The 25,191-nt window shown below is 70.2% G+C and carries 32 protein-coding genes; 17 read left to right on the top strand and 15 right to left on the bottom strand.

The window, feature by feature from the left end; translation table 11 throughout:
- The first annotated feature begins 28 nt into the window (after window positions 1–28).
- From msrP to DAERI_RS17365, 10 genes are all read left to right on the top strand, one after another.
- Window positions 29–994, top strand: coding sequence for a protein-methionine-sulfoxide reductase catalytic subunit MsrP (gene msrP / locus DAERI_RS17410; RefSeq protein WP_103130712.1), 966 nt, complete (start codon window positions 29–31; stop codon window positions 992–994).
- Window positions 994–1,620: a protein-methionine-sulfoxide reductase heme-binding subunit MsrQ gene (gene msrQ / locus DAERI_RS17405; protein WP_235610443.1), complete on the top strand. Its 627-nt coding sequence runs from the start codon at window positions 994–996 to the stop codon at window positions 1,618–1,620. Before msrP ends, msrQ begins: the two co-directional genes overlap by 1 nt.
- Window positions 1,621–1,673: 53 nt before the next feature.
- Entirely contained in the window at window positions 1,674–2,036 is a 363-nt protein-coding gene (locus DAERI_RS17400; RefSeq protein WP_103130711.1) for a DUF3208 domain-containing protein, read from the top strand.
- A complete protein-coding gene (locus DAERI_RS17395) occupies window positions 2,033–2,251 on the top strand; it encodes a hypothetical protein (protein ID WP_103130710.1) in 219 nt (72 codons plus the stop codon). The genes DAERI_RS17400 and DAERI_RS17395 overlap by 4 nt, the downstream gene beginning before the upstream one ends.
- On the top strand, window positions 2,248–2,808 hold the full coding sequence (locus tag DAERI_RS17390; protein WP_103130709.1) for a type 1 glutamine amidotransferase family protein: 561 nt from the start codon (window positions 2,248–2,250) through the stop codon (window positions 2,806–2,808). Before DAERI_RS17395 ends, DAERI_RS17390 begins: the two co-directional genes overlap by 4 nt.
- On the top strand, window positions 2,808–3,053 hold the full coding sequence (locus tag DAERI_RS17385; RefSeq protein WP_103130708.1) for a hypothetical protein: 246 nt from the start codon (window positions 2,808–2,810) through the stop codon (window positions 3,051–3,053). The genes DAERI_RS17390 and DAERI_RS17385 overlap by 1 nt, the downstream gene beginning before the upstream one ends.
- 70 nt (window positions 3,054–3,123) lie before the next feature.
- On the top strand, window positions 3,124–4,107 hold the full coding sequence (gene hemB / locus DAERI_RS17380; RefSeq protein ID WP_103130707.1) for a porphobilinogen synthase: 984 nt from the start codon (window positions 3,124–3,126) through the stop codon (window positions 4,105–4,107).
- 4 nt (window positions 4,108–4,111) lie between these two features.
- On the top strand, window positions 4,112–4,651 hold the full coding sequence (locus tag DAERI_RS17375) for a cyclin-dependent kinase inhibitor 3 family protein (RefSeq protein WP_103130706.1): 540 nt from the start codon (window positions 4,112–4,114) through the stop codon (window positions 4,649–4,651).
- 17 nt (window positions 4,652–4,668) lie between these two features.
- Window positions 4,669–5,007, top strand: coding sequence for an antibiotic biosynthesis monooxygenase family protein (locus tag DAERI_RS17370; protein WP_103130705.1), 339 nt, complete (start codon window positions 4,669–4,671; stop codon window positions 5,005–5,007).
- 70 nt (window positions 5,008–5,077) lie between these two features.
- Entirely contained in the window at window positions 5,078–5,581 is a 504-nt protein-coding gene (locus tag DAERI_RS17365) for a hypothetical protein (RefSeq protein ID WP_103130704.1), read from the top strand.
- A 51-nt stretch (window positions 5,582–5,632) separates the two neighbouring features.
- Here the strand turns inward: DAERI_RS17365 and DAERI_RS17360 are convergent, their stop codons facing one another.
- The 5 genes from DAERI_RS17360 to sdhC all read right to left on the bottom strand — a co-directional run bounded on the left by DAERI_RS17360 (window position 5,633) and on the right by sdhC (window position 9,678).
- Entirely contained in the window at window positions 5,633–6,136 is a 504-nt protein-coding gene (locus DAERI_RS17360; protein ID WP_103130703.1) for a DUF2243 domain-containing protein, read from the bottom strand.
- A gap of 150 nt (window positions 6,137–6,286) precedes the next feature.
- Window positions 6,287–7,039 carry a succinate dehydrogenase iron-sulfur subunit gene (locus DAERI_RS17355; protein ID WP_165794266.1) on the bottom strand — a complete coding sequence of 251 codons (753 nt, stop codon included), beginning with the start codon at window positions 7,037–7,039 and terminating at the stop codon, window positions 6,287–6,289.
- Window positions 7,040–7,182: 143 nt separating this feature from the next.
- On the bottom strand, window positions 7,183–8,934 hold the full coding sequence (sdhA, locus tag DAERI_RS17350; RefSeq protein WP_103130702.1) for a succinate dehydrogenase flavoprotein subunit: 1,752 nt from the start codon (window positions 8,932–8,934) through the stop codon (window positions 7,183–7,185).
- A gap of 10 nt (window positions 8,935–8,944) precedes the next feature.
- Entirely contained in the window at window positions 8,945–9,322 is a 378-nt protein-coding gene (locus DAERI_RS17345; RefSeq protein WP_103130701.1) for a succinate dehydrogenase hydrophobic membrane anchor subunit, read from the bottom strand.
- Window positions 9,319–9,678, bottom strand: coding sequence for a succinate dehydrogenase, cytochrome b556 subunit (gene sdhC, locus DAERI_RS17340; RefSeq protein ID WP_103130700.1), 360 nt, complete (start codon window positions 9,676–9,678; stop codon window positions 9,319–9,321). Before sdhC ends, DAERI_RS17345 begins: the two co-directional genes overlap by 4 nt.
- A gap of 249 nt (window positions 9,679–9,927) precedes the next feature.
- Here sdhC and DAERI_RS22130 point away from each other — a divergent pair, with 249 nt between their 5' ends.
- The gene (locus tag DAERI_RS22130) at window positions 9,928–10,260 is read left to right on the top strand and encodes a hypothetical protein (RefSeq protein ID WP_133162065.1); all 333 of its coding nucleotides are present in this window, start codon (window positions 9,928–9,930) and stop codon (window positions 10,258–10,260) included.
- A gap of 319 nt (window positions 10,261–10,579) precedes the next feature.
- On the opposite strand, the gene DAERI_RS17330 is transcribed toward DAERI_RS22130, so the two are convergent.
- Both DAERI_RS17330 and DAERI_RS17325 read right to left on the bottom strand, forming a co-directional pair.
- Entirely contained in the window at window positions 10,580–11,089 is a 510-nt protein-coding gene (locus DAERI_RS17330) for a pyridoxamine 5'-phosphate oxidase family protein (protein ID WP_103130698.1), read from the bottom strand.
- 66 nt (window positions 11,090–11,155) lie between these two features.
- Window positions 11,156–12,415 (bottom strand): MFS transporter, encoded by a 1,260-nt coding sequence (locus DAERI_RS17325; RefSeq protein WP_103130697.1) that lies wholly within the window; start codon window positions 12,413–12,415, stop codon window positions 11,156–11,158.
- A gap of 72 nt (window positions 12,416–12,487) precedes the next feature.
- Between DAERI_RS17325 and DAERI_RS17320 the strand changes: the two genes are divergently transcribed.
- The gene (locus DAERI_RS17320; protein WP_103130696.1) at window positions 12,488–12,790 is read left to right on the top strand and encodes a hypothetical protein; all 303 of its coding nucleotides are present in this window, start codon (window positions 12,488–12,490) and stop codon (window positions 12,788–12,790) included.
- A 63-nt stretch (window positions 12,791–12,853) separates the two neighbouring features.
- Window positions 12,854–13,864 carry a GIY-YIG nuclease family protein gene (locus DAERI_RS17315; RefSeq protein ID WP_103130695.1) on the top strand — a complete coding sequence of 337 codons (1,011 nt, stop codon included), beginning with the start codon at window positions 12,854–12,856 and terminating at the stop codon, window positions 13,862–13,864.
- Window positions 13,865–13,901: 37 nt separating this feature from the next.
- On the opposite strand, the gene DAERI_RS17310 is transcribed toward DAERI_RS17315, so the two are convergent.
- The 4 genes from DAERI_RS17310 to DAERI_RS17295 form a co-directional block, all read right to left on the bottom strand.
- Window positions 13,902–14,186, bottom strand: coding sequence for a MarR family transcriptional regulator (locus DAERI_RS17310; RefSeq protein ID WP_103130694.1), 285 nt, complete (start codon window positions 14,184–14,186; stop codon window positions 13,902–13,904).
- Window positions 14,183–16,414 (bottom strand): ferrous iron transport protein B, encoded by a 2,232-nt coding sequence (gene feoB / locus DAERI_RS17305; RefSeq protein ID WP_103130693.1) that lies wholly within the window; start codon window positions 16,412–16,414, stop codon window positions 14,183–14,185. Before feoB ends, DAERI_RS17310 begins: the two co-directional genes overlap by 4 nt.
- Window positions 16,411–16,626, bottom strand: coding sequence for a FeoA family protein (locus tag DAERI_RS17300; protein ID WP_019585419.1), 216 nt, complete (start codon window positions 16,624–16,626; stop codon window positions 16,411–16,413). The genes feoB and DAERI_RS17300 overlap by 4 nt, the downstream gene beginning before the upstream one ends.
- A 310-nt stretch (window positions 16,627–16,936) precedes the next feature.
- Window positions 16,937–17,884 (bottom strand): DUF4384 domain-containing protein, encoded by a 948-nt coding sequence (locus tag DAERI_RS17295; protein ID WP_103130692.1) that lies wholly within the window; start codon window positions 17,882–17,884, stop codon window positions 16,937–16,939.
- Between the two features lie 121 nt (window positions 17,885–18,005).
- Here DAERI_RS17295 and DAERI_RS17290 point away from each other — a divergent pair, with 121 nt between their 5' ends.
- From DAERI_RS17290 to DAERI_RS23160, 3 genes are all read left to right on the top strand, one after another.
- Window positions 18,006–18,242 (top strand): hypothetical protein, encoded by a 237-nt coding sequence (locus DAERI_RS17290; RefSeq protein WP_103130691.1) that lies wholly within the window; start codon window positions 18,006–18,008, stop codon window positions 18,240–18,242.
- Between the two features lie 466 nt (window positions 18,243–18,708).
- Window positions 18,709–19,260 (top strand): molybdopterin-dependent oxidoreductase, encoded by a 552-nt coding sequence (locus DAERI_RS17285; protein ID WP_103130690.1) that lies wholly within the window; start codon window positions 18,709–18,711, stop codon window positions 19,258–19,260.
- Complete coding sequence (locus DAERI_RS23160) at window positions 19,257–20,510, top strand: sensor histidine kinase (RefSeq protein ID WP_103130689.1); 1,254 nt, start codon at window positions 19,257–19,259, stop codon at window positions 20,508–20,510. Before DAERI_RS17285 ends, DAERI_RS23160 begins: the two co-directional genes overlap by 4 nt.
- A gap of 93 nt (window positions 20,511–20,603) precedes the next feature.
- On the opposite strand, the gene DAERI_RS17275 is transcribed toward DAERI_RS23160, so the two are convergent.
- Both DAERI_RS17275 and DAERI_RS17270 read right to left on the bottom strand, forming a co-directional pair.
- Window positions 20,604–21,611 (bottom strand): CAP domain-containing protein, encoded by a 1,008-nt coding sequence (locus tag DAERI_RS17275; RefSeq protein WP_235610442.1) that lies wholly within the window; start codon window positions 21,609–21,611, stop codon window positions 20,604–20,606.
- Window positions 21,612–21,715: 104 nt separating this feature from the next.
- The gene (locus DAERI_RS17270) at window positions 21,716–22,291 is read right to left on the bottom strand and encodes an RNA polymerase sigma factor (protein WP_103130688.1); all 576 of its coding nucleotides are present in this window, start codon (window positions 22,289–22,291) and stop codon (window positions 21,716–21,718) included.
- 91 nt (window positions 22,292–22,382) lie between these two features.
- On the opposite strand from DAERI_RS17270, the gene DAERI_RS17265 reads away from it, so the two are divergent.
- Complete coding sequence (locus tag DAERI_RS17265; RefSeq protein WP_103130687.1) at window positions 22,383–22,739, top strand: FUN14 domain-containing protein; 357 nt, start codon at window positions 22,383–22,385, stop codon at window positions 22,737–22,739.
- 433 nt (window positions 22,740–23,172) lie between these two features.
- Here DAERI_RS17265 and DAERI_RS17260 read toward each other — a convergent pair whose 3' ends face one another.
- Window positions 23,173–24,459, bottom strand: a complete 1,287-nt coding sequence (locus DAERI_RS17260; RefSeq protein WP_103130686.1) for a sensor histidine kinase — start codon at window positions 24,457–24,459, stop codon at window positions 23,173–23,175.
- On the bottom strand, window positions 24,456–25,139 hold the full coding sequence (locus DAERI_RS17255; protein ID WP_103130685.1) for a response regulator: 684 nt from the start codon (window positions 25,137–25,139) through the stop codon (window positions 24,456–24,458). The genes DAERI_RS17260 and DAERI_RS17255 overlap by 4 nt, the downstream gene beginning before the upstream one ends.
- Window positions 25,140–25,191: the final 52 nt, after the last annotated feature.

Raw genomic sequence — 25,191 nt, 5'->3', positions numbered from 1 at the left:
GGCGTATACCTGGGAGGAGGAGAACGCGATGACCCCCACGCCCCCCGAACGTGACGAGCCCGGCGCCCCCGATCCCGTTCGCCCACGCCGCGAGTTCCTGAGAAACGCCGCCCTCTTCACGGGCACGGCCCTCGCGCTGGGAGGCGGTCTGGAACTGCTCACCCGCCGTCCCGGGGCGGGCGAGGCGGCGGGTGAGCCCCTCGTGCAGGCCCCCCGTCCCACCGGTCCCTACGACACCACCGAGGCGGTTACCCCCTGGGCGCAGGCCACGAGCTACAACAACTACTACGAGTTCGGCCTGGGCAAGGACGACCCCGCCCGCCTCGCCGGAGGGCTGAAGACGCGGCCCTGGACCGTCCTGATCGACGGCGAGGTGCGCAAACCCGTGCGGGTGGACATCGACACCTTGCAGTCCTGGTTCCCCCTCGAAGACCGCGTCTACCGCATGCGCTGTGTGGAGGGCTGGTCGATGGTGATGCCCTGGCTGGGCTTTCCCCTCGCGGCGCTGCTGCGGCGGGTCGAGCCCACCGGGGGGGCGAAGTATGTCAAGTTCACCGCCCTGCATGACCCCGACCAGTTTCCCGGCCAGCACACCTCCCTCCTCGACTGGCCCTATGTGGAGGGCCTGCGCCTGGACGAGGCGCTGCATCCCCTCACCCTGATGGCCGTGGGACTGGATGGCCGCGTGCTGCCCAACCAGAACGGGGCGCCGCTGCGGCTGGTCGTGCCGTGGAAGTACGGCTTCAAGAGCATCAAGGCGGTCGTGCGGATCACCCTGACCCGCGAGCAGCCGCAAACCACTTGGGCGCTCGCCGCTCCCGACGAGTACGGCTTCTACGCGAACGTGAACCCCGCCGTGCCCCACCCCCGCTGGAGCCAGGCCACCGAGCGCCGCATCGGTGAGTTGCGCCGCCGCCCCACCCTGCCCTTCAACGGGTACGCCGAACAGGTGGCGCACCTGTACGCGGGCATGGACCTGCACCGCTTCTTCTGATGAGCCGGGCCGCCTCAAGTTCCCGTTCTGCCCCCCGCCGCGCCTCCCCGCTCCCCTGGCTGGAGCCGGGCGTGGTGGTCGGCGGACTGCTGCCTGCGGCCATCCTCGCCCTCGACGCGGTCACTGGAGCGCTGGGCGCCAATCCCGTCCAGCGGGCCACCCTCCAGACCGGGCTGCTCGCGCTCGCCCTGCTGCTGCTTTCGCTCGCTTGCACCCCGCTGCGCCTGCTCACGGGTTGGACGTGGCCCGCCCGTATTCGGAAGGCCCTCGGCCTGCTCGCCTTCGGGTACGCGGCGCTGCACTTCCTGATCTACCTCCTCGACCACGGCTTCTCGCCCGGCCTGCTCGTGGAGGACGTGCTGGAGCGGCCCTTCGTGACGGCGGGCTTCGCGGCGCTCGTGCTGCTTCTTCCCCTGGCCCTGACGAGCACGCGGGACTCCGTTCGGCGGATGGGCTTCCCCGCGTGGCAACGCCTGCACCGCCTCGTCTACCTCGCCGCCGGGCTGGGCGCGCTTCACTACTGGTGGGGGGTGAAAAAGGACCACACGGCCCCGCTCCTGGCGGCGCTGATCCTCGCCGGGCTGCTGGGGCTGCGCCTGCTGCGCCGGGGGCGGAGGCGCCCTTGACTCCTTCCTTAGGGACCTTCTGACTCGGCCCGGAGCGGGTATGCTGCGGGGCGATGAGCACCACTGAAGACCACGGGGCCGCGGGGGGCCGCGCCGCCGTGCGCCTGCTCCAGGGCTACCTGTGGCACCCCAAGGACGCCGACGTGGACCTGGAACACTACCTGCCCCACGAACTCGACGAGGCGCACGTGCTGTGGGACGCGGTGAACCCCCCCTTCGCCTTTTTCGAGAACGGCGAGCCGACCGCCGGGCAGCTCTTCTACCAGTTCACCGTCCTGCGCCTGTACGACGACAAGCCGGGGGGCGAGGACCTGCATGGGGACGCCGAGAGGGCCAGCGAGGCGCTCAATCCCCTGCTCGACGCCACCCCCGAGGGCGTGGGCTGGCAACTCTGGGAGGACCTGCGCGAGCTATGAGCGGTGCCGTTCCGGCAACGGGCATCGCCTGGCTGGACCTGCGGGTGGAGGGCGACCCCCACCCCCGCCGCTTCGACAGCCCGGCCACCCTGCACGCCTACCTGGTGCGCGTTGAGCGCTTCTCGCCCGAGGCGGCGACCCTGTTGCTGGAACAGGGCGAGGTCGGCCCGCCCGACGCTCGCCGGGTGTACCGGGTGCGGCCCCTGCGGCCATGACCGACGCGGCTGGTCCCGTCGTCGCCATCCCCGTCTACGCGGGCGTCAGCGAACTCGAACTGGGGATCATGGTCGCGGTGTGCCGCCTGTGTGGGGGGGCCGAAGCGACCCGGACGGTCAACCGCTCGCGGGCGAGCATCGTGACCGCTGGGGGGTTGGTAAGTACGCCGCACGTGCTGTACGCGGCGCTGCCCGATCCCGCTGGCCTGCTCGTCCCCGGAGGCCCCGGAGCGCAGAAGGCGGCCCGTGACCCCCTGCTGCGCGAGTTCCTGGCCCGTCACGCCGCCCTGCCCACCGGTGCGAGCGGCAGCGGCCTGCTCCTCCTGGGCGACGCGGGCACGCTGCGGGGCCGTCCGGTGGGAGGACCCGCCGACCTCGAAGGCACGCTCTGGGGCTACGCCCCCGACGAGGTGCGTCCCGGCCAGGTGGTCACGGACGGTGGGTTGACGACCACTCCCGGTGGCCTCCCCGCCCTGCACGCGGCCCTTGCCGTCGCCGCGCGGGTCTGGGGCGAGGACGTAGCGAAGGATGCGGCCCGCCGCCTAGGGCACGCCTGATGCCGGGCGGGGGACAGGTTTCGGAGCACGTCACGCTGCCCGGTGAGTTGAACGATGACGTGCTGGCCGTCCTGCTCGCCACGCCGGGCGGCGCCGTCCTCCATGCCCGGAGCGGAGTGGACGCCACTGGCCGCGCCCGCACCGTCCTCACCCTCGCCCACTCCGACCCGGAGGTGGTCGCCCTCACGCGGCAGAACCTTCTGCGGGGCTGCCGGGATCGGGGCGTGCGGGCCTTCGTCGTCTAGGACGCGGAAGGTGCTTCCACACCGCGCCCCGATCCCATTCCCCCTTTCCCGCCTGCGCTAGCCTGCCCCCATGCTCGACCGCCCCCGCCGCCTTCGCCGCACCGCTGGCCTGCGCGCCCTGATCCGCGAGGTGACCCTGTCGCCGTCGCACTTCATCCACCCCATCTTCGTCCACGAGCAGGAGACGCAAGAACCCATCGCCACCATGCCGGGTGTGAGCCGCCACAGCGTCGCCGGGGCGGTAGAGCAGGCGCGGATGGCCCGCGACCTGGGCATCACCAGCGTGATCCTCTTCGGCATTCCCGACGAGAAGGACCCCCAGGGCAGCCAGGCGTATGCCGAGGGCGGCGTGATCCAGCGCGCGGCGGCGGCGATCAAGGCCGCGTTGCCGGAGGTCACCGTGATCACCGATACCTGCCTGTGCGAGTACACCGACCACGGGCACTGTGGGCCGCTGTGCCAGACGGCGGACGGCGACTGGACGGTGGACAACGACGCGGCGCTGGAACTCCTGGCGCAAACAGCGGTGTCGCAGGCCCGGGCCGGGGCGGACGTGGTGGCCCCCAGCGCGATGATGGACGGTCAGGTCGGCGCCATCCGCGCGGCCCTCGACGCGGCGGGCTACGAGCATGTCCCCGTCATGGCCTACGCGGTGAAGTACGCCAGCGCCTACTACGGCCCCTTCCGCGACGCGGCGGGCAGTGCCCCCAGCGTGGGCAACCGCGCTTCTTACCAGATGGACCCGGCGGGCGGCGAGCGCGAGGCGCTGCGGGAAGCCCGCCTGGACGCGGAGCAGGGCGCCGACTACCTGATGGTCAAGCCCGCCCTGGCCTACCTCGACATGATCCGGCTGCTGCGTGACTCCTTCGACCTGCCCCTTGTCGCCTACAACGTCAGCGGCGAGTACGCGCTCGTGAAGGCGGCGGTGCAGGCGGGCTACATGGACGAGCGCCGCACGGTGCTGGAGACGCTGACGGGGATGCGCCGGGCCGGGGCCGACGCGATCATCACCTACCACGCGCTGGACGCGGCCCGCTGGTTGCGGGAGGGCTGAGCCGGTGACGAGCGAGACCCACCCCATCCGCGTGGACTGGATCGACACGGCGCTCTGGCCGGGCCGCCTGGGCCTCACCTTCGCCCCCGGCAAGAAGGGCGCGAGCGTCCTCCAGGCGGGCGTGACGCACGACCGGGACCTCGCGGCGGACCTCGACCGGCTGGCGCAACAGGGGGTGAACGTCCTCGCGCCGCTGATCGAGGAGCACGAGTTCGACCTGCTGGGTATTCCCGACTATCACACGCTGACGGGCGAACGGGGCCTGACCGTCGTGGGCTGCCCCATCCGCGACGGCGACATTCCGGCTGACCTGCCCACCTTCTGTGCCCTCCTCGACGAGCTGATAGAGCACCTGCTCGACGGGCACGTGGTGGTCGTCCACTGCCGGGGAGGATTGGGCCGGGCGGGGCTCACCGCCGCCTGCCTGCTGACCCAGGCGGGGATGCCGCCCGAGCAGGCGATCGCGCGGGTGCGCGAGGCCCGGCCCGGGGCGGTAGAAAACGCGGCCCAGGAGCAGTTCGTCCACGACTTCGCCGCCCGCTAGCCGGGGGAGGACCCGCCATGATTACCGTCGCCAACCGCATCTACGTCAGCCCCGAGTACCACGACCAGTTCGAGCAGCGGTTCCGCGACCGCGCCGGGCTGGTGGACGGTATGCCCGGTTTCGTCGCCAACCATGTCCTGCGGCCCACGAAGGAAGGTGAGCCCTTCGTCGTCCTGACCTTCTGGGAGTCGCGGGAAGCCTTCGAGGCGTGGACGACCTCGGACGCCTTCCGTCAGGGGCACGCGCGCAGTGGCAGCCTGCCGCGCGAGGCGTTCAGCGGCCCCAACGTGCTGGAAATTCACGAGGTCGTGCAGAGCAGCGGGTTTCCGACCGGGACGCCTGCCGCCCCGCACTAAGAAAAGCCAGATGATGCGGGCTTGAGCGGATTCCCGACAACCCGTCAGAAAGGCCGCCTACACTGGAACCATGCCCAAAATCCCGCTGATCGCCCTGGGGTGCGCGGCGCTCCTCGCGTCCTGCGCGCCCACCTACACCGCCTCCACCATTGGCCGCATCGTGAACGCCAGCACCGGGGCGGAGGGGACGGTGACCTTCCTGCCCGGCGCCCTGCGGACGCGGGCGGGTGACCCCTTCGGCGGCAACAACACGACCATCGTGATTGGCGGGCAGACCTACGCGGGCCGCGCGGCGTTGCTGGAAGGGGTGGCGGCAGTTCCGGCGTCTGGGGGCCTGAACTTCGGGATCGCCTTTGGCTCGGGGCAGTCGAACGGGAACACCTCCACCGGATACGGCGTCTTCCTGGGCACGCCCCCCGAGCCCCGCGCCACCCTGCGCGCCGGGAACCTGATCGCCAAGACGGCCGGGGCCAACCCCCGCACCCTGACCTGCACCCTTCAGGTCGACGAGCGCGACCACGGCATCGGCGACTGCACCGGGAACGATGGGACGCGGTACGTGTTGCAGTTCTGAGGATCAGGGCAGCGAAGAGGGGCCAGCCGCAGGAGGTGTGGCCCCTTTGCCCTACCCGCCCGCCCGCCGCACGTTCCGCATCAGCCCCCAACCGCCAAGCAGCATGACCGCGCCCCAGATCAGGAAGCCGATGTCGTAGGCGAGCTGGTACGGCCCCGGGCGCACGTGGTGGATGCCCAGAAGCTGGTGGTCGATCAGGCCCTCGACCACGTTGAACAGTCCGAAGCCGAAGAGCAGTGTTCCGACGAAGGCGGAGGTGTGCCAGGCCGGGTGATGGCCCCGCAGCCCGCTCCACAGCAGGAAGGCACCTACTGCCGTGAACACCCAGGTGGCGGCGTGGAAGAGGCCGTCGCCCACCGTGTTCAGCCGCAGGTTTTCCAGGGTGTCGGGTGGGTGAATGGCGCTGACCATGTGGTGCCATTGCAGCAGTTGGTGAATGACGATCCCGTCGAAAAAGCCGCCCAGCCCCAACCCCAGCAGCACGCCGCCCCGCATCCAGCGCCGCCGATCCGCGTCTGGGGAGGTCCCCCCTCGCCCCATGTCCCCCGTCGTCATAGCCCTGACGGTAGGGGAAGCGCGGGGGGTAGCGGTGCGGGTCACTCTCAGCGCGGCCTTGAGTCTTCCCACATCCCAAAGAGAAGAGGCGGAAGCCTGAGCCCCCACCCCTCGTCCTTTCTGATTGCTGACGGCTGAAAGCTGACCGCCTCAGGACTGTTGGTACATCACCGCGCGCTTGACCTCCTCGATCAGCGTGGTGATCGGGATGTCGCGCGGGCAGGCCTCCGTGCAGTTGTAGGCGGTGCGGCAGCGCCACACGCCGGTGTTCTGGTTCATGATGTTCAGGCGCTGGTTGGTCGCCTGGTCGCGGCTGTCGAAGATAAAGCGGTGCGCCTGCACGATGGCGGCGGGGCCGAGGTAGCTGCCGTTCACCCAGAAGATCGGGCAGGAGGTCGTGCAACTCGCGCACAGGATGCAGTTGCTGGAGTGTGCCATCCGCTCGGCCTGCTCGGGCGATTGCAGGCGCTCTGCGGCAGGCGGTGGGCTCTCGTTGATGAAGTACGGCATGATCGCCCGGTACGAGTCGAAGAAGGGCTCCATGTCGACCAGCAGGTCCTTCTCGACCTTCAGGCCGCGGATGGGCTCGACGGTCAGGGTGCCGCCGTCCTTCACCACGTCGCGCAGCAGCGTCTTGCAGGCCAGGCGGTTGCGCCCGGCGATCAGCATCGCGTCGCTGCCGCAGATGCCGTGCCCGCACGAGCGGCGGAAGGTGAGGGTGGGGTCCACGTACCACTTGATGTAGTTCAGGAGGTCGAGCACCCGGTCCGAGGGCTGCGCGTCCACCGGGTAGGTCTCCCAGTGGGCCTTCTTGTCCTGTTCGGGGTTGAAGCGCAGGATCTTGACGTTCACGCGCATCGCGGGCGTGGTGTAGGTGTCGATGGGGACGTGTTGTTCTGCCATTTCGGTTCCTTGCTGGCTCGTACGGGATTGCTCCGATTCCCGAGTATCCGGGACAGCGCCGGATACTCGTCCATCTCCGCCATCCCGTACTCTTTGCCTCTCGCTCCGCTCGGTTGATTCTTGCGAATCAACGCAATCGGGCTTCAGTACACGCGCGGCTTGGGCTCGAAGGCGCGGGTGTAGCCCTTGAGGGCGACTTCCTTGTAGCCGATGAGCACGTTGCCGGGGTTGTTCAGGTCCTGGTAGGCCATCGTGTGCTTGAGCCAGTTCGCGTCGTCGCGCTCGGGGTAGTCCTTGCGGTCGTGGGCGCCGCGCGACTCCCGGCGGTTCAGGGCGCTGGCGGTCGCGGCCTCGGCGCAGTCGAGCATGAAACCGAGTTCCAGCGCCTCGATCAGCTCACTGTTGTAGCGCTGGCTGGGGTCGGTCACGCTGACGTTGCGGTAGCGGGCCTTGAGTTCCTTGACGATCTCGACCTGCTTTTCCATGTCCGGGCCGTTGCGGAAGATGCCGACGTTGTTCATCATCGACTCTTGCAATTCCCGGCGGATGGTGGCGGCGTTGTCCTTGCCGCTGGCGTTCCGCAGGCGCTCGAACAGCTCGATGGAGTCGCGTTCGGGGTTCTCCGGCATCTCGGGGTATCCGGCCTCGCGGGCGTACTCGGCGGCGAAGATGCCCGCCCGGCGCCCGAAGACGATCAGGTCGCCGAGGCTGTTCGTCCCCAGGCGGTTCGCCCCGTGCAGCGACACGCAGGCCTGCTCGCCCGCCGCGTACAGCCCCTCCACGCGGGTGCCCGCCCCGTCGGCCAGGCACAGGCCGTTCACGTCGGTCGGAATGCCGCCCATCGCGTAGTGCGCGGTCGGCTGCACGGCCACGAGGTCCTTCACCGGGTCCTGCCCCAGGTACGTGCGTGCGAGGTCGGTGATCTCCGCCAGCTTGCCCTCGATCACCTCGCGCGGGAGGTGCGTCAGGTCGATGTGGACGGCGTCCTTGTCGTGCCCCACGCCACGCCCCTCGCGGATTTCCGTGATGATCGAGCGCGAGACGATGTCGCGCGGGGCGAGGTCCTTGATCGTCGGCGCGTACCGCTCCATGAAACGCTCGCCCTGGGCGTTCCGCAGGATGCCGCCCTCGCCGCGAATCCCCTCGGTGACCAGGATGCCGAGTTTGGCCAGCCCCGTCGGGTGGAACTGGTAGAACTCCATGTCCTCCAGCGGCAGGCCCTTGCGGTAGTAGATGCTCATCAGGTCGCCCGTCAGCGTCAGCGCGTTCGAGGTGATCTTGTAGATGCGCCCGTACCCGCCCGCCGCCAGGATCACGGCCTTGGCGTGGAAGGTGTGGATCTCACCCGACGCCAGGTGGTAGGCCACCACGCCGCAGCAGCGCCCGTTCTCGATGATGAGGTCGGTGACGTGGAACTCGTTGTAGAAGGTGGTCCCGGACTTCACGTTCTGCTGGTACAGGGTTTGCAGAATCATGTGCCCGGTGCGGTCCTTCGCGTAGCAGCTCCGCTCGACCGCCGCCTTGCCGAAGTCGCGGGTGTGGCCGCCGAACTTGCGCTGGGCGATCTTGCCCTCCGGCGTGCGCGAGAAGGGCAGGCCCATATGCTCCAGCTCGTAGACCGCCTCGATGATGTCCTTGGAAAAGATTTCGGCCGCGTCCTGGTCGGTGAGGTAGTCGCCGCCCTTGACGGTGTCGAACATGTGCCATTCCCAGTGGTCTTCCTGCACGTTGCCGAGCGCGGCGCCGATGCCGCCCTGCGCGGCGCCCGTGTGGGACCGGGTGGGGTAGAGCTTGGAGATGCAGGCAACCGACACGTTGCCCTTGGCGGCGTAGAGGGCGGCCATGAGTCCCGCGCCGCCCGCGCCAACCACCAGTACGTCGTAACGATGGTGCATGTGCCTTCCTTTAGATCGAGAAGAGCCCGATGGTGCCCAGCGTGAAGATCAGGGCACTGATCGTGTAGAAGATGGTCTTCACCCACGCGCGGTTGGGCCGCGAGCGCACGTAGTCCTCGATGGAGTAGCGGGCGCCGTTCACCCCGTGCAGCATGGACAAGGACAGGATCAGCCAGTCGTAGAACTTCCAGGCCGGGTTTTGCAGCTTGTTGACGACCGCGATGTACGTGGCGTCCGACTCGCTGACCTGGATAAAGGTCATGTAGATGTGGCCCAGGATCAGGAACACGAGGACCAGGCCGCTGATCCGCATGAAGATCCACCAGTTCAGCTCGGCGTTGGAGTGCGCCTGCTGCCGGGCGTCGGTGAGGGTGCGTGCGCGGATCATGCCTCGCCCCCGATCAGGCGGCCAATGACCACGAAGGCGGTGTAGGCCGTGGCGAGCAGGGTCAGGCCCAGCACGGCGTAGAACATCTGGCGCTGGTAGGCCACGCCCCGCCCGGTGAAGTCCATCACGATGATCCGCAGGCCGTTCAGGGAGTGGTACACGACCCCGGCGGTGACCGCGATCAGGCCCAGGCTGAAGATCGGCAGCTCATACGTGGTATGGACCGCCATGTAGGCCCGCTCGCCGAACACGAACAGGCTGATGCTGATGACGTGAATCAGCAGGTAGGCCAGAATCGCCAGCCCGGACAGGCGGTGAAGCATCCAGGCCCACTGCCCCTCTCTTCCTCGGTACATTCCCTCTTCCTCCTCTTGCGCCTCCCCGTTTTTGCCCGGAGAGGACGGCGGGTTGCCGTGTGGGTGAAGCTTCACGCCACCTGTTCAGACGGCTCACAGGATAACACCCGTGTCTGGGCGTTCCGTCTTTTGTGTTCCGGTTGGCCGAATGCTCGGCCTGTTCCTGCCGGGGTGAAGGTGCCCCCACTGTAGCGCCGCCCCGGGGGGCAATTTGGCCTCCCTTCCCCCGGTTCGCGCTAGGGTGCGGGCATGACGCGGCCAGACGTGCCCACCCCTCCTCCCACCGACGCCGAGTACGTCCGCAAGCTCGCCCTGGCGATCCTCAGCACCCTTCAGAACAAGGGCCTGCTGAGCGCGGGCGAGGTCGACTCCATCCTGATCGCCGCCCGCCGCGCCGCCCAGGAGTCGGCGGCGAAGAGCGGGCGCACCCCGGTCCAGGAGCAGAAGCCCCCCGCCGAGCCCGCTCAGCAGGCCGCGGCCCAGCCGTCCCCGCCCCCGGAGCAAGCACAAAAAGAGGACGCCAAGCCCGAAGGCGACGAGGGTGAGCGGCAACCCCTGGTGATCGACTTCAAGCTCGACTGAAGCGGGACGAGGGTTACTCGGGGGGCTTTTCCCCCAAGCCGGGCAGCTCTGGGCCCGTTGGCGAGGGTGGCCCCCGTTAGAATCACTGCGGCGCCCAGGTGACCCCGGACCAACAACGCCTTGAGCAGCACGGCGTTCCCACCCCACACGGCCACCGTGAACATGACTCCAGCCAGCGCGAGTCTCGCCTGAACCGAGGTGGGATGGGGGAGGGCGGCGGTTACGGCTCCGAGGATACGGCCTGGGTTCCGGGGAAGGAATGGAAGAGATAGGGCGGAGGCGCGGGAACACAAGCCCGCGCCTTCACGCCCTGCCCCGCTTAGAACTCGACCGTCTCGTTCGTTCCCAGGTCGGTGGCGGGCTTGCCGGTGATCGCCGCGCGGGCCTGCTGGAACATGTTCTTGAGCTTGCCGTCGCTGCCCCAGTACTCGCCGCCCTGGGCCTCGATCTTCACGAGCTGGACCGAGGGGTCGTCGATGCCGCCCGGGAAGTACGCCTTGTAGGCGTCGCTCCACAGCTCCTCCAGCTTGGCACGGTCCTCGACGAGCTGCGCGGCGCCGCTGATGCTGACATAGGCGCCCTTGTCGTGGTCGGCGTAGCTCACGTTGACCTGCGGACGGGCGGCCATGCTCTGCACCTGCTGGGTGTCCTTGCCGCCGATGAACCACACGTCGCCGTCGAACTCGGTCTGCTGGGTGGTCATGGGGTGCGCTTGCAGGTGGCCGTCGTCCGTCATCACCGTCAGCATGGCGAATTTGACGTTCTTTATGACGGCGGCCATCTGCCGGATCGTTTCCTCGCGGCTGGGGTGTTCGTGTTGTTGGTCCATAACACGAAGCATGTCACGCAGTGGGCGACGGGCTCTGGTGAGATGGGCACCGTCTAAAGGTTGCCCTCAGGTTGCGTGAGCGCGCCGCCGCACGACCTCCGGCACGTTCCGCACGAGCACCACGCCGAGCAGGAAGAACAGCGCCGCGATGCCGAAGACGAGCGTGTAGCCCAGGTTCCCGCCCTGCGCGTTGCCCCAGTCGAGCAGGGCTCCCTGCGGCGCGCTGGAGAGTTGCGGCGCCACGAAGGCCACGTGCCAGATGCCCATGTCCCGCGCGTAGCTGCTCGCGCTGGGCATGGCGTCGCTCCCGAGCGCCCAGTCCACACTTGTAAAGGCCCCGAAGCCCAGCCCGAAGAACACGGCGAGGGCCAGCGCCGCCGGGTAGGATGGCGCCACGAGCAGCAGCAGGGCCGCCGCCGCCATCGCGCCCCCCGCCACGTAGATCACCGGCTTGCGGCCCACCCGGTCGCTGATTCGCCCGCCAACGAGCGCCGAGGCGATGCTCCCCACGATGATGCACACGAGCATGATGGACGTGCTCGTCGCCGGGTCGCGCTGGCGCAGCACGTCCACGTTGTAGTACTGGAGGAAGGGCTGCACGCTGTACTGCCCCAGCGCGAACAGCACCCGGGTGACGAACACCCACAGGAAGGGCTGATGGGCGAAGAGTTGCCGCCAGGGGAGGGCGGGCCGGGCCGGAGTCTGGGCGGGCGGCCCGGTCCCCTCCGGCACGCCCCGCAGGGTGACCAGCGCGGGGACGAACAGCACCAGGGCGATCAACGCGAAGGAGACGAGGACGGGCAGCTTCAGCAGGCCGACGACGAAAGCCGTCACCGCCCCCAGCAGTTGCCCGACCGCCTGGAGCAGGCCCATCACGCCGCTGTAGCGCCCGCGCTGCTCGGGCGGCACGAGCTGGGGGATCAGGGCGCTGTACGGGGCCGTCGCATAGTTGTTGCCGAACTGCACGAGCAGGAAGCCCAGCACGTACACCCAGAAGCCGCCCAGGCCCGCCAGAGCGGTGGCCGCGAAAGCCATCACCGCCAGGCCCGCCAGGTTCACCCCCAGGCCCAGGCGAATGTACGGCAGCCGCCTCCCCGTGCGGTCGCTGCGCGCCCCGATGATCGGCGGCAGCACGAGCGCCATCACGGCGCCCACGGCGGTCAGGGTGCCCAGGTACGTGCCCTTCTGCTCCTCGCCCACAAAGCGCACCACGTTGGCGGGCATCAGGATCAGGAGCAGCAGGAGCCAGTGAAACGCCGTGCCGAACCAGAACGCGGACAGCACCCACGGGCTGACGCGCGGGGCGGCGGAAGGGAGGGTCGTCATGTGCGGCCAGTATAGGTCGCGCCTTTACCGGCCCTTCACCCCGTCGCCGAAAAGGTTGGGCACACTGCCCCCATGACCGCGCGAATGAACCTGCAAGACACCCTGACCGCCTTCCAGGCCGCCTTCACCTACGATCACCCCGAGGGGCTGACGATCACGCCTCACATGGACGGCGGCAGCTTCCGCGTCGAGGTGCGCCACCAGGACGTGAACGCCCTGCGCGGGTTCGACGTGATCGCCGAGCCGCTGGAGAGCGAGAAGCGGGATGCGGTGCAGCTCGGCGAGGACGTGGCCCGGGTGGTCGAGCAGGAGCTGATGTACGGCCAACTGCCGATGGTGGGCGAGGACGGCGCGTTCCGGCGGATCGTGGTGTGAAGGGCAGATAGCAGTTAGAGGTTAGGGCTGTTACAGGAGCAGAGCTGGGGGGGCACGTCAGCTATGCGGGCGGGCGACGAACATATCTGGGCACTGGGCTTTCCGGACTGGCAGGAAGTGGCGGGTCGGTTCTCGGTGGCAGACCTGCACAGGCAGAGCCAGCGGTGCGGCATCTACGTGCTGGGTTTTGCAAACGGGGAGCGGTACGTGGGGCAGGCGGTGGATGTCGTGCGCCGCTTCGCCCAGCACCGCCAGACGCACGATGACATCACGCACCTGACCTTCCAGCGGGTGAAGCAGGCGGATCTGAACGCGGTTGAGCGGCAGTTCATCCACGCGTTGGAGGCGCGGGGCTTGCGCCTGCGAAACATCGAGCATATGAGCGTAGTACAGGGTGAGCGGGACTTGGACCTGGTGGTGCTGCCGGAGGAGCAGGAGGTGTGGCTCACTGGTGATGTCAGTGCGCTTCAGGACGATGAGGCGCGTGTTCAGGACGAGGCCTTGCGCCTGCGTTACCGGCGCAGGTTCGAACGATTCATGACGTCGCCTTACGCACCAGACGCCTTGACGGTGCTGGGTCTGTACCTCCAGACGGTGGTGCCTTTCCCACGCCGGACGGAGCTGAGCTTTTGGTCGGTGTCCTGCTTGCCGGACACCGGGGCACCAGAAGGCAGCACCTTGCTGTTCCGGGTGAACCTGAACATGCAGGAGGTGTTCAGCCTGTTCGTGGAGGACAGCGGGCTCTGGGCTAGCTTCCATTTGGCGATGAGTCCGTTGCGCGAGGAGTTGGGTGAAGACTGGCCGCAGCAAATAGCTGAATTGGGCTGGGAGATGACGGACCATACTTATGCACCAGGGGGACAGGACCAATTCAATATGTTCGCCCATGGCTTCGCTGACATTACCGGTCTGCTTCAGAGCGGATTATCGGCCCAGGCAATGGCCCTGATGAATCTGCGTCTGATGCGGAAGGGGCCAACGTACTACAGCCGCTACCACTGCTTTGACCTGGTAGATGCGGCTGAGCGGGCGTTTATCGCGCGTCAGGCCGAGTTGAGTTTAGACACCCAATAGGACAGGCGGGTTTTCAACTGAGCCCGCCCTCTTCCCCTCAACGCGCCCGCTTCAGGTAAGCCTCGCCCCGCGCGGTGAGCCGCAACAGATGCAGCGGCGCGGCTTCACCGTTCGCATTCCGGCACAGGCTTTTCAGGGCGCAGGGGCCGCAGGCGCAGCCCTCCCCCTCGGGGGTGGCCTCCTGCACGTAGCCCCCGGCTTGCAGGGTCCGCAGCATCCCCGTCAGTGCCGCCTCGCTGCTTCCCAGGGTGCGGGCGAGTTCGGCGGGGGTGCGCGGCTCACCCGCCACGGCGCCCAGGATGGCGGCCAGCGGGGCGGTCACAGCAGCCTCGACGCGATCTGGTAGACGAGGAAACCCATGACCCAGGCGGTGGCGAGCTGGTAGGCGACCGTGACCCACGCGACCCGCCGCCCATGTTCCTGCGCCAGCGCACCGACCGTGGCGATGCAGGGCGTGTACAGCAGCACGAACACGAGGTACGCCAGCGCGCCCGCCGGGGTGAAGGCCCGCGCCAAGGCGGCGGCCAGGGGCGTCTGCGCGTCGGCGGAGGTGTCGGCCCCCAGCCTGGGCAGGGCCAGCACCGTGGGCAGGGCCGAGACGCTCGCCTTGACCGCGTCCCAGGTGGCGGCGACGGCCTGGCCCATCCCAGCAAACAGACCCAGCGGGGCAGGCGCCTCGGCCTGCTCGCCCAGGTAAATCTGCCCCAGGGTGCCCACCACGACCTCCTTGGCGACGAAGCCGGGCACGAGCGCCCCGGTCGCCTGCCAGTTCCCGAAGCCCAGCGGCGCGAAGACGGGCGAGACCGCCTCGCTGACCCGCCCGAACAGGCTGTCCTGCGGGGGGACGGTGGCGAACTGGCCTCCCGCCACGACCGGGATGGCGAGCAGCAGCCACACGCCCGCCACGGTCGCCAGCACCGTGGTGCGTGCCCGCCTCGCAAAGCTGGCCGTGCGGCGCCAGGCGTGCTTCCACAGCACCTTCCAGGCGGGGAAGCGGTAGGGCGGCAGTTCCAGCAGCACCCCGCCCCCCTCGGCGGGTAGGGCGGTGCGGCGCAGCAGCAGGGCGAAGGCGAAGGCGACGACCATCCCCAGCACGTACAGCGCCCAGACGAGCAGGCTGCCCTGACGCGGGAACAGCGCGGCGGCGAACACCACGTACACCGGCAGCCGCGCCGAGCAGCTCATGAACGGGAGGATCATGCTCACGAGCATCCGGTCGCTGCGCCGCTCCAGGGTGCGGGTCGCGTACACGGCGGGCACGTTGCACCCGAACCCCAGGATCAGGGGGATGAAGGCCCGCCCGTCCAGCCCCACCCCGCGCATCGCCCGGTCCATCAGGAAGGCGGCGCGGGCCATGTAGCCGCTGTCCTCCAGGAAACTCATGGCGAGGTACAGCACGAGCAGGGTGGGCAGGAAGCTCAGCACCGTGCCCACGCCGGGGATGATCGCCCCCACCACGAGGTCGCGGGCGAGCGGGAACCAGCCCAGGGCTGCCGCCGCCCAGCCACTCACGGTGCCCTGGAGCGGCCCGCCGATCAGGTCCACGAAAGGCGAGGCCACACTGAACGTCAGCCGGAACACCAGCAGCACCAGCGCCAGAAAGAGGGGGATGCCCAGCCAGGGGTGCAGCGCCAGGCGGTCCAGCCGCTCGCTGAGGGTCCGCCTAGCCTCCGCCTGGGGCACGGCCACCCGCGCCAGGTCCCCCGCCCGCGCATACCGCGCCTCCGCAATCTCGATGAGCGCGTCCACCCCCTCCGCCTCCAGCGCGGCAAGGTGCGCGTCGGCGGCGTCCAGAAGCGGCGTGTGCCCCGTCGCCGCCAGCCGCCCACGCACGCTGGGGTCCCCCTCCAGCAGCGCCAGCGCCAGGTAGCGGTGCGCGTGCGGGGGCAGGGTGGGCAGCTCGGCCATGCGCGTGGTGAGGTCAGCGACAGCACTCTCGACCGCCTCCGGGTAGCGCACGCCGATGCCCAGGGTCGCCCCCGAGAGCGCCTTGTCCAGCAGTTTCCCGGTGCCCTCGCCCCGGCTCGCCACGGTCTCGACCACGGGCACGCCCAGCGCCCGCGACAGCGCCGCCGCATCCACCGTCAGCCCCTTGTCCCGCGCCTCGTCCACCAGATTCAGCGCGACCGCCAGCGGCACCCGGAAGTCGAGGAGTTGCAGCGTGAGGTAGAGGTTGCGCTCCAGGTTGCCCGCGTCGAGCACGTTGATCACCGCGTCGGGCGCCTCGTCGAGCAGGGCCGTGCGGGTGATGAGTTCCTCGGGCGTATGCGGACTCAGCGAGTACGCGCCGGGCAGGTCGAGCAGGTAGACGGGACGGCCCGCGTGGTTCAACCGGGCCTCGCGCTTCTCGACCGTCACGCCTGCCCAGTTGCCGACCTTCAGGCGTGTGCCCGCCACCGCGTTGATCAGCGTGGTCTTGCCGACGTTGGGGTTGCCGACCACCACCACCCGCGGCTCGTGGGCGGCGCGCAGCCGTTCCAGCGTGGTCGCGCAGGCAGCCTCGTCCGGCACGAGCAGGCCCGGCGGGGGCGCGGACGGCAGCGTGGTCATGCCCGCACCCGGATGCCGCGCAGGTCCTGTGCCCGCAGCGCCAGGTCGGTTCCGTTCACCCGCACCTCGACCGGGTCACCCATCGGCGCCCGGCGCACGACCGCCACCCGCGCCCCCCGCACGAAGCCCAGTTCCAGCAGCCGCCGCCGCAGGGGGTGCCGGGGGTCCAGGGTGACCACGTGGGCGGCCTCGCCGGGGTTCAGTTCGTTCAAGCCTCGTTCTTCCATCGCGCCCCCGATACCCGATAAGTCTAGTCGGCATTAAGAGAAAGGCAAGGGGTCGAATGTCTGGAAGGGGGGCATTCCGCAGAGGTCTGACGCTTGCCCCGGTGGCTGCAGGGTGAAGCGGTCCCGCTGCGGCCTTCGCTGGAAGGCTGTCGCGTGCCGGTGACTGGAGGCGCTGGGGTGGACAAGACCTCCATCCTGTTTCTGCGGGCTCGGCATCCGCCGGTTTGGCAGGACCACCAGCCGAAAGGCATCCGCCGCCCCGGTTCTGGAGCGGCGGACGTGGAGTCGGGAAAGCTCAGCGGCGGGTGACCTTGATCTCGAAGCGGCTGCCCTTCTGCTTGACTTCCAGGGTGGCACGTCCGTCGCCCTTGCGGAACTCACCCCGGATATGGTTGCCCGTCTGCCGGGAACTCGTCTGGGTGTACCCCTCGGCGCGCAGGCGGGCCGCGTACTCGGCGTACACGGCGCTCAGGCTGCCCTGGCGCTCGACGGTGGCCTGCCAGTCGCGCGTGTTCGGCAACGGCGCGGGCTGCGGCGCAGTCGGCTGGACCTGCACCGAGAGGGCCTTGGCGGTCGGCGCGGGCTGAATGGGGTTGGGGCGCGCGGGTGCCGACGCAGCGGGGGCCGGAACCAGGAGCGGCGTGGCCGAGCCGCCCCCCGTGTTCCCGGTGGGAGAGACGACCGTGTAGTACGCCGTGTCGCTGATCCAGCTCGTCTGCTCGACGGGCTTCACCACGATGCTCAGCGCCTGCGCGAGCTGCTGCTGGCCCTTGACGTTCACCGTGGCAAACGAGTTTTGCTGCGACTTGAAGGAGGCGATCTGGTCGAGGTTGAGCTGGGTGCGGCTCGCGAGCGCGAGCACCTTGTTCAGGCCGTAGGGCGTGGCGACATCGAAGGTGAAGGGGTCGCCGGGCGAGGGGAAGGCGCGGGTGGTGTTCGCCTTCAGGAAGTTGCCGCCGCCCTGGTACCGGTTGGGCAGGATCAGGTCGACGTTGCCCTGGGGGTCCACGTTGAACAGATACACGTAGGCGTCCTGGTTCACGCTGGTATACAGCCGGATGCGCTCGCCCGGCGCGTAGCCCGGCGCCTGGGTGCCGCTGCTGTCGCGGTCGGTCCAGACCTTCACGCTCAGGGTGGTGGGCACCGGGTTCACGATGATGCTCTGGGCGCTGATGACGGGGGCGGCGCTCGCCGTGCCGAGCAGCAGGGCCGTGAGGGCGTTCAGGGGGGTGAGAACCTTCATGCGCCCACTCTGCCTCCCCTGCTTGACCGCCTCCTGACGTGGCCCTCAGTGGGGGTGAGGGACCTCTCACTCGGGCTTCATGCCTGACTGGCCCCGGGGCTCTTCCCGCTAAGCTGGGGGCATGGAACAGCTCAGCACCCGCATCATCACCGGGACCCAGACGCCCGTTCGGAACGAACTCGTCCTGATCCACGGCAGCGTGACCGACGAGGACTGGGAGGCCCTGCGCCGCGCCGCCGCCGGGGACGGCGAGGTGCTGCTGGACACCGAGTACGGCCCCTGGAGATTCCGCATCAATCCGGGAGCCAGTCCGGACGCCTTCCACCTCGTCAGCGTGGGCCTTCCCGGCGAGCGCTGAGGAAGGCCGGAGAACGTCCCGGGCTGGCAGGCTTCGATCTCAAGCAAGGACACCGTTCCGGTGTCCCTTCCTCTTCAGCGGTTCTGACCCTCTCCCCTCGTGGGACTCGTAGAGCCGCCTGCGGAGAGGCCTCGGCGCAGGCGGGGGTGAGGGGACGCCAGACAGGTGAAGTCGGCTGATGAGGGCAGCTCCCAGAGCCGGGACGGCGTGGAGATCAAAGCCTGCCCAGGCTGACTTGCAATTTGACGCAGGACAGCTTCTGCCTGGTCAAAAATAACGGCCTATTTCCGCCCAAGCTCAAGGAAGTTGCCGTGCTGAGCCCGGGGCGGGGCATCTCCCACCCGCCGCCCTGGACCCTTCGCCCGCGCTCCGGGTGACGGCACCCCTTTTGACCTTCGCCGGGATCAGGGCCTACTTCCCGGGGTGTCACCTTGAGGGTCCGCCCCCCGGCGCACTAGAGTGGGGCGTGTTCCCCAAAATCCTGGCCCTGCTGCCTGCCCTGGTCCTGGCGTCCGGCCTGGCCCTGGGGACCTCCTCCGGCGAGCGGCAGAGTGCGAAATGGCCCCCCTTCTCCTACGTCCACCCCGCCCGCCCGCTGCCCGCCGTGCGGCCCGGCGAACGAATCATGCTAACCGTGGAGGGTCCTGGCCGCTCGCTGGCCCTGACGCGGGCGCAACTGCTCGCGCTGCCCACCGTGCGCTACGCGACCGAACACGCGCAGCTTCACCGCACCTTCACCTACGAGGGCGTGCCCCTGCGTGACCTGGCGGTCATGGGGGGCTTCGCCGGGCGGGACATGCGCCTCTACGCCAGCAACGGCTTCGTGACCACCATCCGCGCCCGGGACTACCTGGAAGCGCCCATCATGCTCGCGCACACGGCGAACGGGAAACCCATCCCGGTGCTGGAGAAGGGACCGCTGACCGTCGTGCTGCCCCGCGACCCGGCGCGCTTCCCGGCGCGGCTCTACGGGGCCGCCTGGGTGTGGTTCGTGGAGCGCATCGCCCCCGCCCCATGACGCCCATCCCCGCCCCCGAACGCGCCTTCCACCGTATTCCGCGTGGCCTGCGTGTGCGCGAGGTGCTGCTGGCCGCGCTGCCCGCCGTGCTGACGGTCGCGCTGCTGCTGCTGGCGACGCAGCCCGCCTACCGCACGCTGATCGAGCGCGGGAGCGGCTGGACCCCCTACGCCTACCAGGGCCTCGTGCAGGACGTGCAGGCCTATCAGGTGGCCCGGCTCGACCCCTCCCAGGACCCGGAGGAGCGGCAGATGCGCTACGAGGTCGCCCTGTCCAGCGCCGCCAACCCCGCCCAGTTCACCATGCTGGACGCGGTGGAGGCCCACGGTGAGGCCCGCTTGGGTCGGGTGGCGGCCCTGCTGCGTCAGAACACCCCGGCGAGCATCGCCGCCGCCGCCCGCGAGGCAACCTCCCTGAACGCCCAGGCGGGGGACTTCGCCAACGACACCCGGGTGCAGTACGTGCGGGCGCTGGACTCCATGCGCCGGGCGCTGCTCGCCACCGCTGGCCTGACCGGGCTCCTGAGCATGCTGCTCACCGGGCGGGCGCTGCTGCTGTGGCGCTCGGAACGGGAGCGCCGGGCCCGCCGCGAGGCCCGCCAGCGCGAGGCCCTGAGCCTCGCCAGCCACGAGCTGCGCCGCCCCCTCCAGTCGCTGCTCCTCGCCAGCGACCTGCTGCGCCAGGCCGAGACCCCCGAGGCCAGGCAGCGCCTGCTCGCCCTGATCGAGGACAGCGCCGCCCAGATCGCCCATAGGGCCGACCTCACCCGCCTGGACGACCTCTATCTCGACGTGACCCTGCGGGTGACCCGCCCGGACCTGCGGGTGCTGGTGGGCCGGGTCGCCGGGGGCCGGGTCCGCGCCCACCTGCCGGTGCAGCCCGTCCTCTGGCCGGTGGACGTGAACCGGGTGCGGCAGATCGTCGAGAATCTGGTCGAGAATGCCCTGAAGTACACCTCCGGCCCCGTCGAGGTGACCCTGAGCATCCCGAACGGTCGGCCCGAGATCACCGTGCGCGACCACGGCCCGGGGATTCCCGCCGGGAAGCGCGAGCGGATGTTCCTGCCCCACGAGCGCGGGCCGCGCGGCCTGACGCCGGGGCAGGGCCTGGGCCTCTCGCTCGTGCGGCGCTATGCCCGCGCCCACGGCGGCGACGTGACGCTGGAGGACGCGCCGGGGGGCGGCACCCTCGCCCGGGTGGTCCTGGGCGAGCCCCTCATCCTGGAGGGGGAGCTGGGGCGCCCGGCCTGAAGGGGTCTGCACGACCTCCCGCGAACGTGGGCGCTCAGCGGAGGAGCAGGTTGGGGGCAGAAGGCCAAGGCCTTCGCGCGGGGCGCGCCCGGTCTACTCGGCGGGCGCGGCAAACACCTGCGTCCAGTAGTGGAGGTGGGGGCTGCCCGCACGGTTCACGTACGACACGCCGATGCGGGAGAAGTCCCCCATGATGTTGTGGCAGTGGCCGGGGCTGCGCAGCCAGGCCTGCACGACCTCCTCGGGGGTGCGCTGCCCCGCGGCGATGTTCTCGGCGACCGCCTGGGGCCGCAGCCCGGTCGCCTGCACCCGCTGCATCGGCGTACTCCCGTCCAGCCCGCTCTTGTGGTCGAAGTAGCCGTGCAGCGCCATCCCCGCCGACTGGGCGAGCGCGGCGACCTCCAACTGAGGGTCGCGCGTCAGGGCTGGCAGCGCCGGGCCGCCTTCCCGCAGGGTCGCGCAGTTCCAGCCGCGGGCGCGGGCCTGGTTCGTCAGGCGCAGCACCTCGGTCTCGAAGGGGACGCTGGCGGCCAGCGGCGCGATGCGGAAGGCGACGGTGCGCTCCAGCGTCCCCCTCTCGCCGGGCACCCGCACGGTCGCGCGGTACTCGCCCGCCGCGATCTGGACGGGGCCACCCCCCACTGGGCGACCGTTCAGGGTGAAGCTCGGTGTGCCGGGACGGTAGGCCACGCTGCCCGCCGCACTCAGCCGCACCTCGCCGCGCCCGAGCAGCACGACCGCTTCGGCGTGTTCGGGGCCGCCGCTGAGGACCTGGACCAGGCCGGTCGCGGTCGCCCGCACCTGTCCGCGCGTGTCGATCAGACGGGCACGCAGGGTGTAGGTGCCCGCCCGGTAGTAGGTGTGCGTCACCCGGGTGCCCTGGGCCACGCTCCCGTCCCCGAAGTCCCACTCCACCCGGTCCTCGGTGGGCGCCTGCGCCGTGAAGGCGACAGTCAGCGGGGCCCGCCGCTCCTCGTCCATCGAGAAGCCCACCCGGAAGCCCGTGGGCTGAACGGCCCCCGCCTCCACCAGCGCCGCCCACGGCACGCCCGCCAGCCCCAGCGTCAGCAGGCCCCCGCGTATCCACATTCCCAGACTCACCCCCCCAGCCTAGCGGGGGCATGGGGCGGGGGGCCGTGAGGGAAACCACGCGGGGAAGGGGTCAGGGAGAACCAGGGACTCGTTCCCCTTGGCTGACCGCTCCCTCAATGCACGTCCGCCACATCCGCGAGCAACTCCGCCAGTTGCTCCTTGGCGCGGAACACGCGGCTCTTGGCCGTCCCGACGGCAACCCCCTGAATGCGCGCGATCTCGTCGTAGGGGAGGTCCTCGACGAAGCGCAGCACGACGGCCTCGCGGTATTCCTCCGGCAGGCGCATCAGCGCGCGCTGCACCCGGTCCTGCGCGTCGGCGCTCTCGGCGGCCTGGGAGGGCGAGCGGGCCGCGCTCGTCACCTCGAAGCCCACGTCCTCGCGGGCCTCCTCCAGGCTGAAGCGCTGGAGCTGCTTGCGGCGGTGCGACTCGATCTGGGTGTTGCGCGCGACCTGATAGAGCCAGGGCAGGACCCGCTCGCCCTCGCGGAAGGTCTTGATGGAGCGCCAGGCGCGGTAAAAGACCTCCTGGGTGAGGTCCAAGGCGTCCTCGGCGTTCCCCTCCAGGCGGTAGAGGTAGGCGTACATCCGGCCCTCGTAGGTGCTCACGAAGTCGTACCAGGCGGCCTCCTCGCCGTTGGTTAAGCGGGCGAGCAACTCGGGCGTGAGGATGTCCGGCTCGGGGGTCACGTCCCGCCCACCATACCGCCTGCGGGGGCGGGGTGCCTCCGCCTTTTGGCGACTGGCCCTGCAAGACGCGCGCAAGACGGGCGGCGGTAGCATGCTCCCGCCCTTGCCCGACGCGCTCTCCACCTCGCCCATCGCCGACGCCCTGCGGCCGCTGCTCCCCGATCTGAGCGTGGGGGCGGTGCTGGGGTTTGCCACGGGGTTCGCGCTGAAAAAGATCGGGCGTCTGGCCCTGCTGGCGTTGGGGTTGCTGTTCATCACCGTGCAGGTGCTGGCCTACTTCGACCTGCTGACGGTGAACTGGCCGCGGGTGCAGGCGTTGGCCGATCCGCTGCTGCGGCAGGGGGGAGAGGTGGGGGGGGCGTGGGTGGGGCAGGTGCTCACGGCGAATCTGCCGTTTGTGGGGGCGTTTACGGCGGGGCTGTTGGTGGGGCTCAGGGCGCGGGGGTGAGGGGCGGCGGGGTTGGAAGGCAGGCCCACCCCCCCAGCCCCCCTACCCAGAGGGCAGGGGGGAGCAGCGCTGCGCTCGGCAAGGGGCTCGGCCCATCACGCCTGTGGTCGTTTTCCTTCACGCTGAATGTTTGATCTTGCTGCTTGCTCAGCCGCGTGCCCACCGTCTCGCTGCGCGAGCAAGGCGTGGTGAAGGCGGTGCGAGAGCGAGTCGCTGACAGGAATGGGCCGTCCACAATTGACGGTTTTGGGAAGCAGGAGCTTTGGCGCTTTTACCCCTCCCCCTTGAGGGGGGAGGTTGGGAGGGGGTGAGCGGGCCGGGCGTGGGAGGCCAGCCAGAATCTCCAAGCCCTTCTCCTCGTCCCAAGTCCGCAGAACAGGCGCCAGCTTCTCCACTACACCCTGGGACAGCCCCCACCCCAAATTCCCCCCCCTCACCCCATCTGATGCGGCAGGGTCACCGTGAAGCGGGCGCCGCCGAGGGGGGAGGCGTCGGCGCAGGCGTGGCCGCCGTGGGCTCCGGCGAGGGCGCGGACGATGGCGAGGCCGAGGCCGCTGCCGCCCGTGTCGCGGGTGCGGCTCTCGTCGAGGCGGGTGAAGCGGGTGAAGACCGTCTCGCGCAGGTCCTCGGGGATGCCGGGGCCGTCGTCGTCCACGTGGAGCCTCACCCCGTCGGGGGCCGTCTCCACGCGCACGGTGACCTGGCTGCGGGCATGCCGCAGGGCGTTTTCCACGAGGTTGGCGGTGACCTGCCGCACCCGGTCGGGGTCGGCCACCACGGCGGCAGGATGAGCCGCCGCCGTCAGCGTGACCCCGCGCTCCCCCGCCCGGTCCCCCAGGTCGCGCACGACCTGCCCGGCCACCTCGGCGAGGTCGAGTTCCTCCAGGTGCAGGCCGAGCCGCCCGGCGTCGGCGAGGGTGAGGGTCCGCAGGTCGCCCACCAGGCGGGTCAGGAGCTGCGTCTGCGCGCTCAGCAGCCCGATCTGCTCGCGGTCGAGGGGGTAGACGCCGTCCTCCAGCGCGTCCAGGCGGGCCTGCATGATGGCGATGGGGGTGCGCAGCTCGTGCGCGATGTCGGCGACGGCCTGCTGGCGCTCGCGCTCCAGGGCCTCCAGGCTGCCCGCCATCTCGTTGAAGGTGCGGGCGAGGTCGGCGACCTCCCGGTCCCCCCGGAGCGCGGGCGCGCGGGAGGTCAGGTCGCCGTTCGCCAGCCGCACCGCCGCCTGCGACACCGCCGAGATGGGCCGCGCCACCCGCCGCGCGAGCAGCAGGCTGAGGGAGGCCGCGACCGCCGCCGCGACGAGGCCGCCCTGAATCAGGCTGGTCTGCACGTCACGGATGAAGGAGCGGTTGCGGGGGTTGAGGACGGCGGGCAGGCCACCGCCCCCGCGTCCCCCCTGGGAGCGGTCGGCGCGGTCCGTGACACCCGGATCAGGTTGGGCCTCCCCCGTGCCCCGCGCCGCGCTTGTTCCCGGCAGGGCCGGGGGATGGGGGGGTGGGGGCGGTTCCTGGCCCCGGCGCTCGGCTTCCTGGCGCTCGCGCAGGTACGTCTGGACCTCGGGCGGCAGCTTGGCGACCTCGCGGCGCCCGGCGAGGTTCGAGAACAGGAACATGCCGCCCACCGCCAGCCCCACGACGAGCAGCATGGCGAGGAGCAGCGTCACCGCCAGGCTCGGCGTGCGCCAGCGGACGGGGGGGAAGCGGGGGCGGCGCAGCCTCAAGGGCTCGCCTCCAGGCGGTAGCCCACGCCCCGGACGGTGCGGAGCAGCTCTCCGGCCCGCACCCCGTCGAGCTTGCGCCGCACCGAGGCGAGGTGCGCGTCCACCACCCGCTCCAGCGCGTCGCTGTCGGGCAGCGCGGCGGCGAGCAGTTCCTCGCGGGAGAAGGCCCGGCCCGGCACCTGCGCCAGGTGCGCGAGCAGCCGGAACTCCGTGGGGGTCAGCGTCAGCGGCTGCCCGTTCACCCGCGCCACCACCGCCCGGCGGTCCACCTCCAGCGGCCCCACCCGCAGCGGGCGCTCGTTGTCCTCCAGGGCAGCGCTCACCCGTCTCAGCACGGCCTTGACCCGCGCCATGAGTTCACGGGGGCGGAAGGGTTTGACCACGTAATCGTCGGCGCCGAGTTCCAGCCCCACGATCTGGTCGGTCTCCTCGGCGCGGGCGGTGACCAGGATGACGGGGGTGGCGCCGTCGGCGCGGACGGTTTTCAGCACGTCGAGGCCGCTCCGGCCAGGCAGCATCACGTCGAGCAGGATGAGGTCGGGGTGGGCGGCGCGGTAGGCGGTCAGGGCCGTGTTCCCGTCGGCGGCGCGCTCGGTGCGGTAGCCCTCCTGCCTCGCGTAGGCTTCCAGCACCTCCGCCAGTTGCGGTTCATCCTCGACGATCAGGATCAGGGCGCTCATGCCCCCATGGTAGGCACCCCGGGCCAAGGTTTGGCGAAGGCGCCCAGCGGGG

This window comes from Deinococcus aerius (assembly GCF_002897375.1).
GTDB lineage: Bacteria > Deinococcota > Deinococci > Deinococcales > Deinococcaceae > Deinococcus > Deinococcus aerius.
This window is presented reverse-complemented; position numbering and strand designations above follow the sequence as displayed.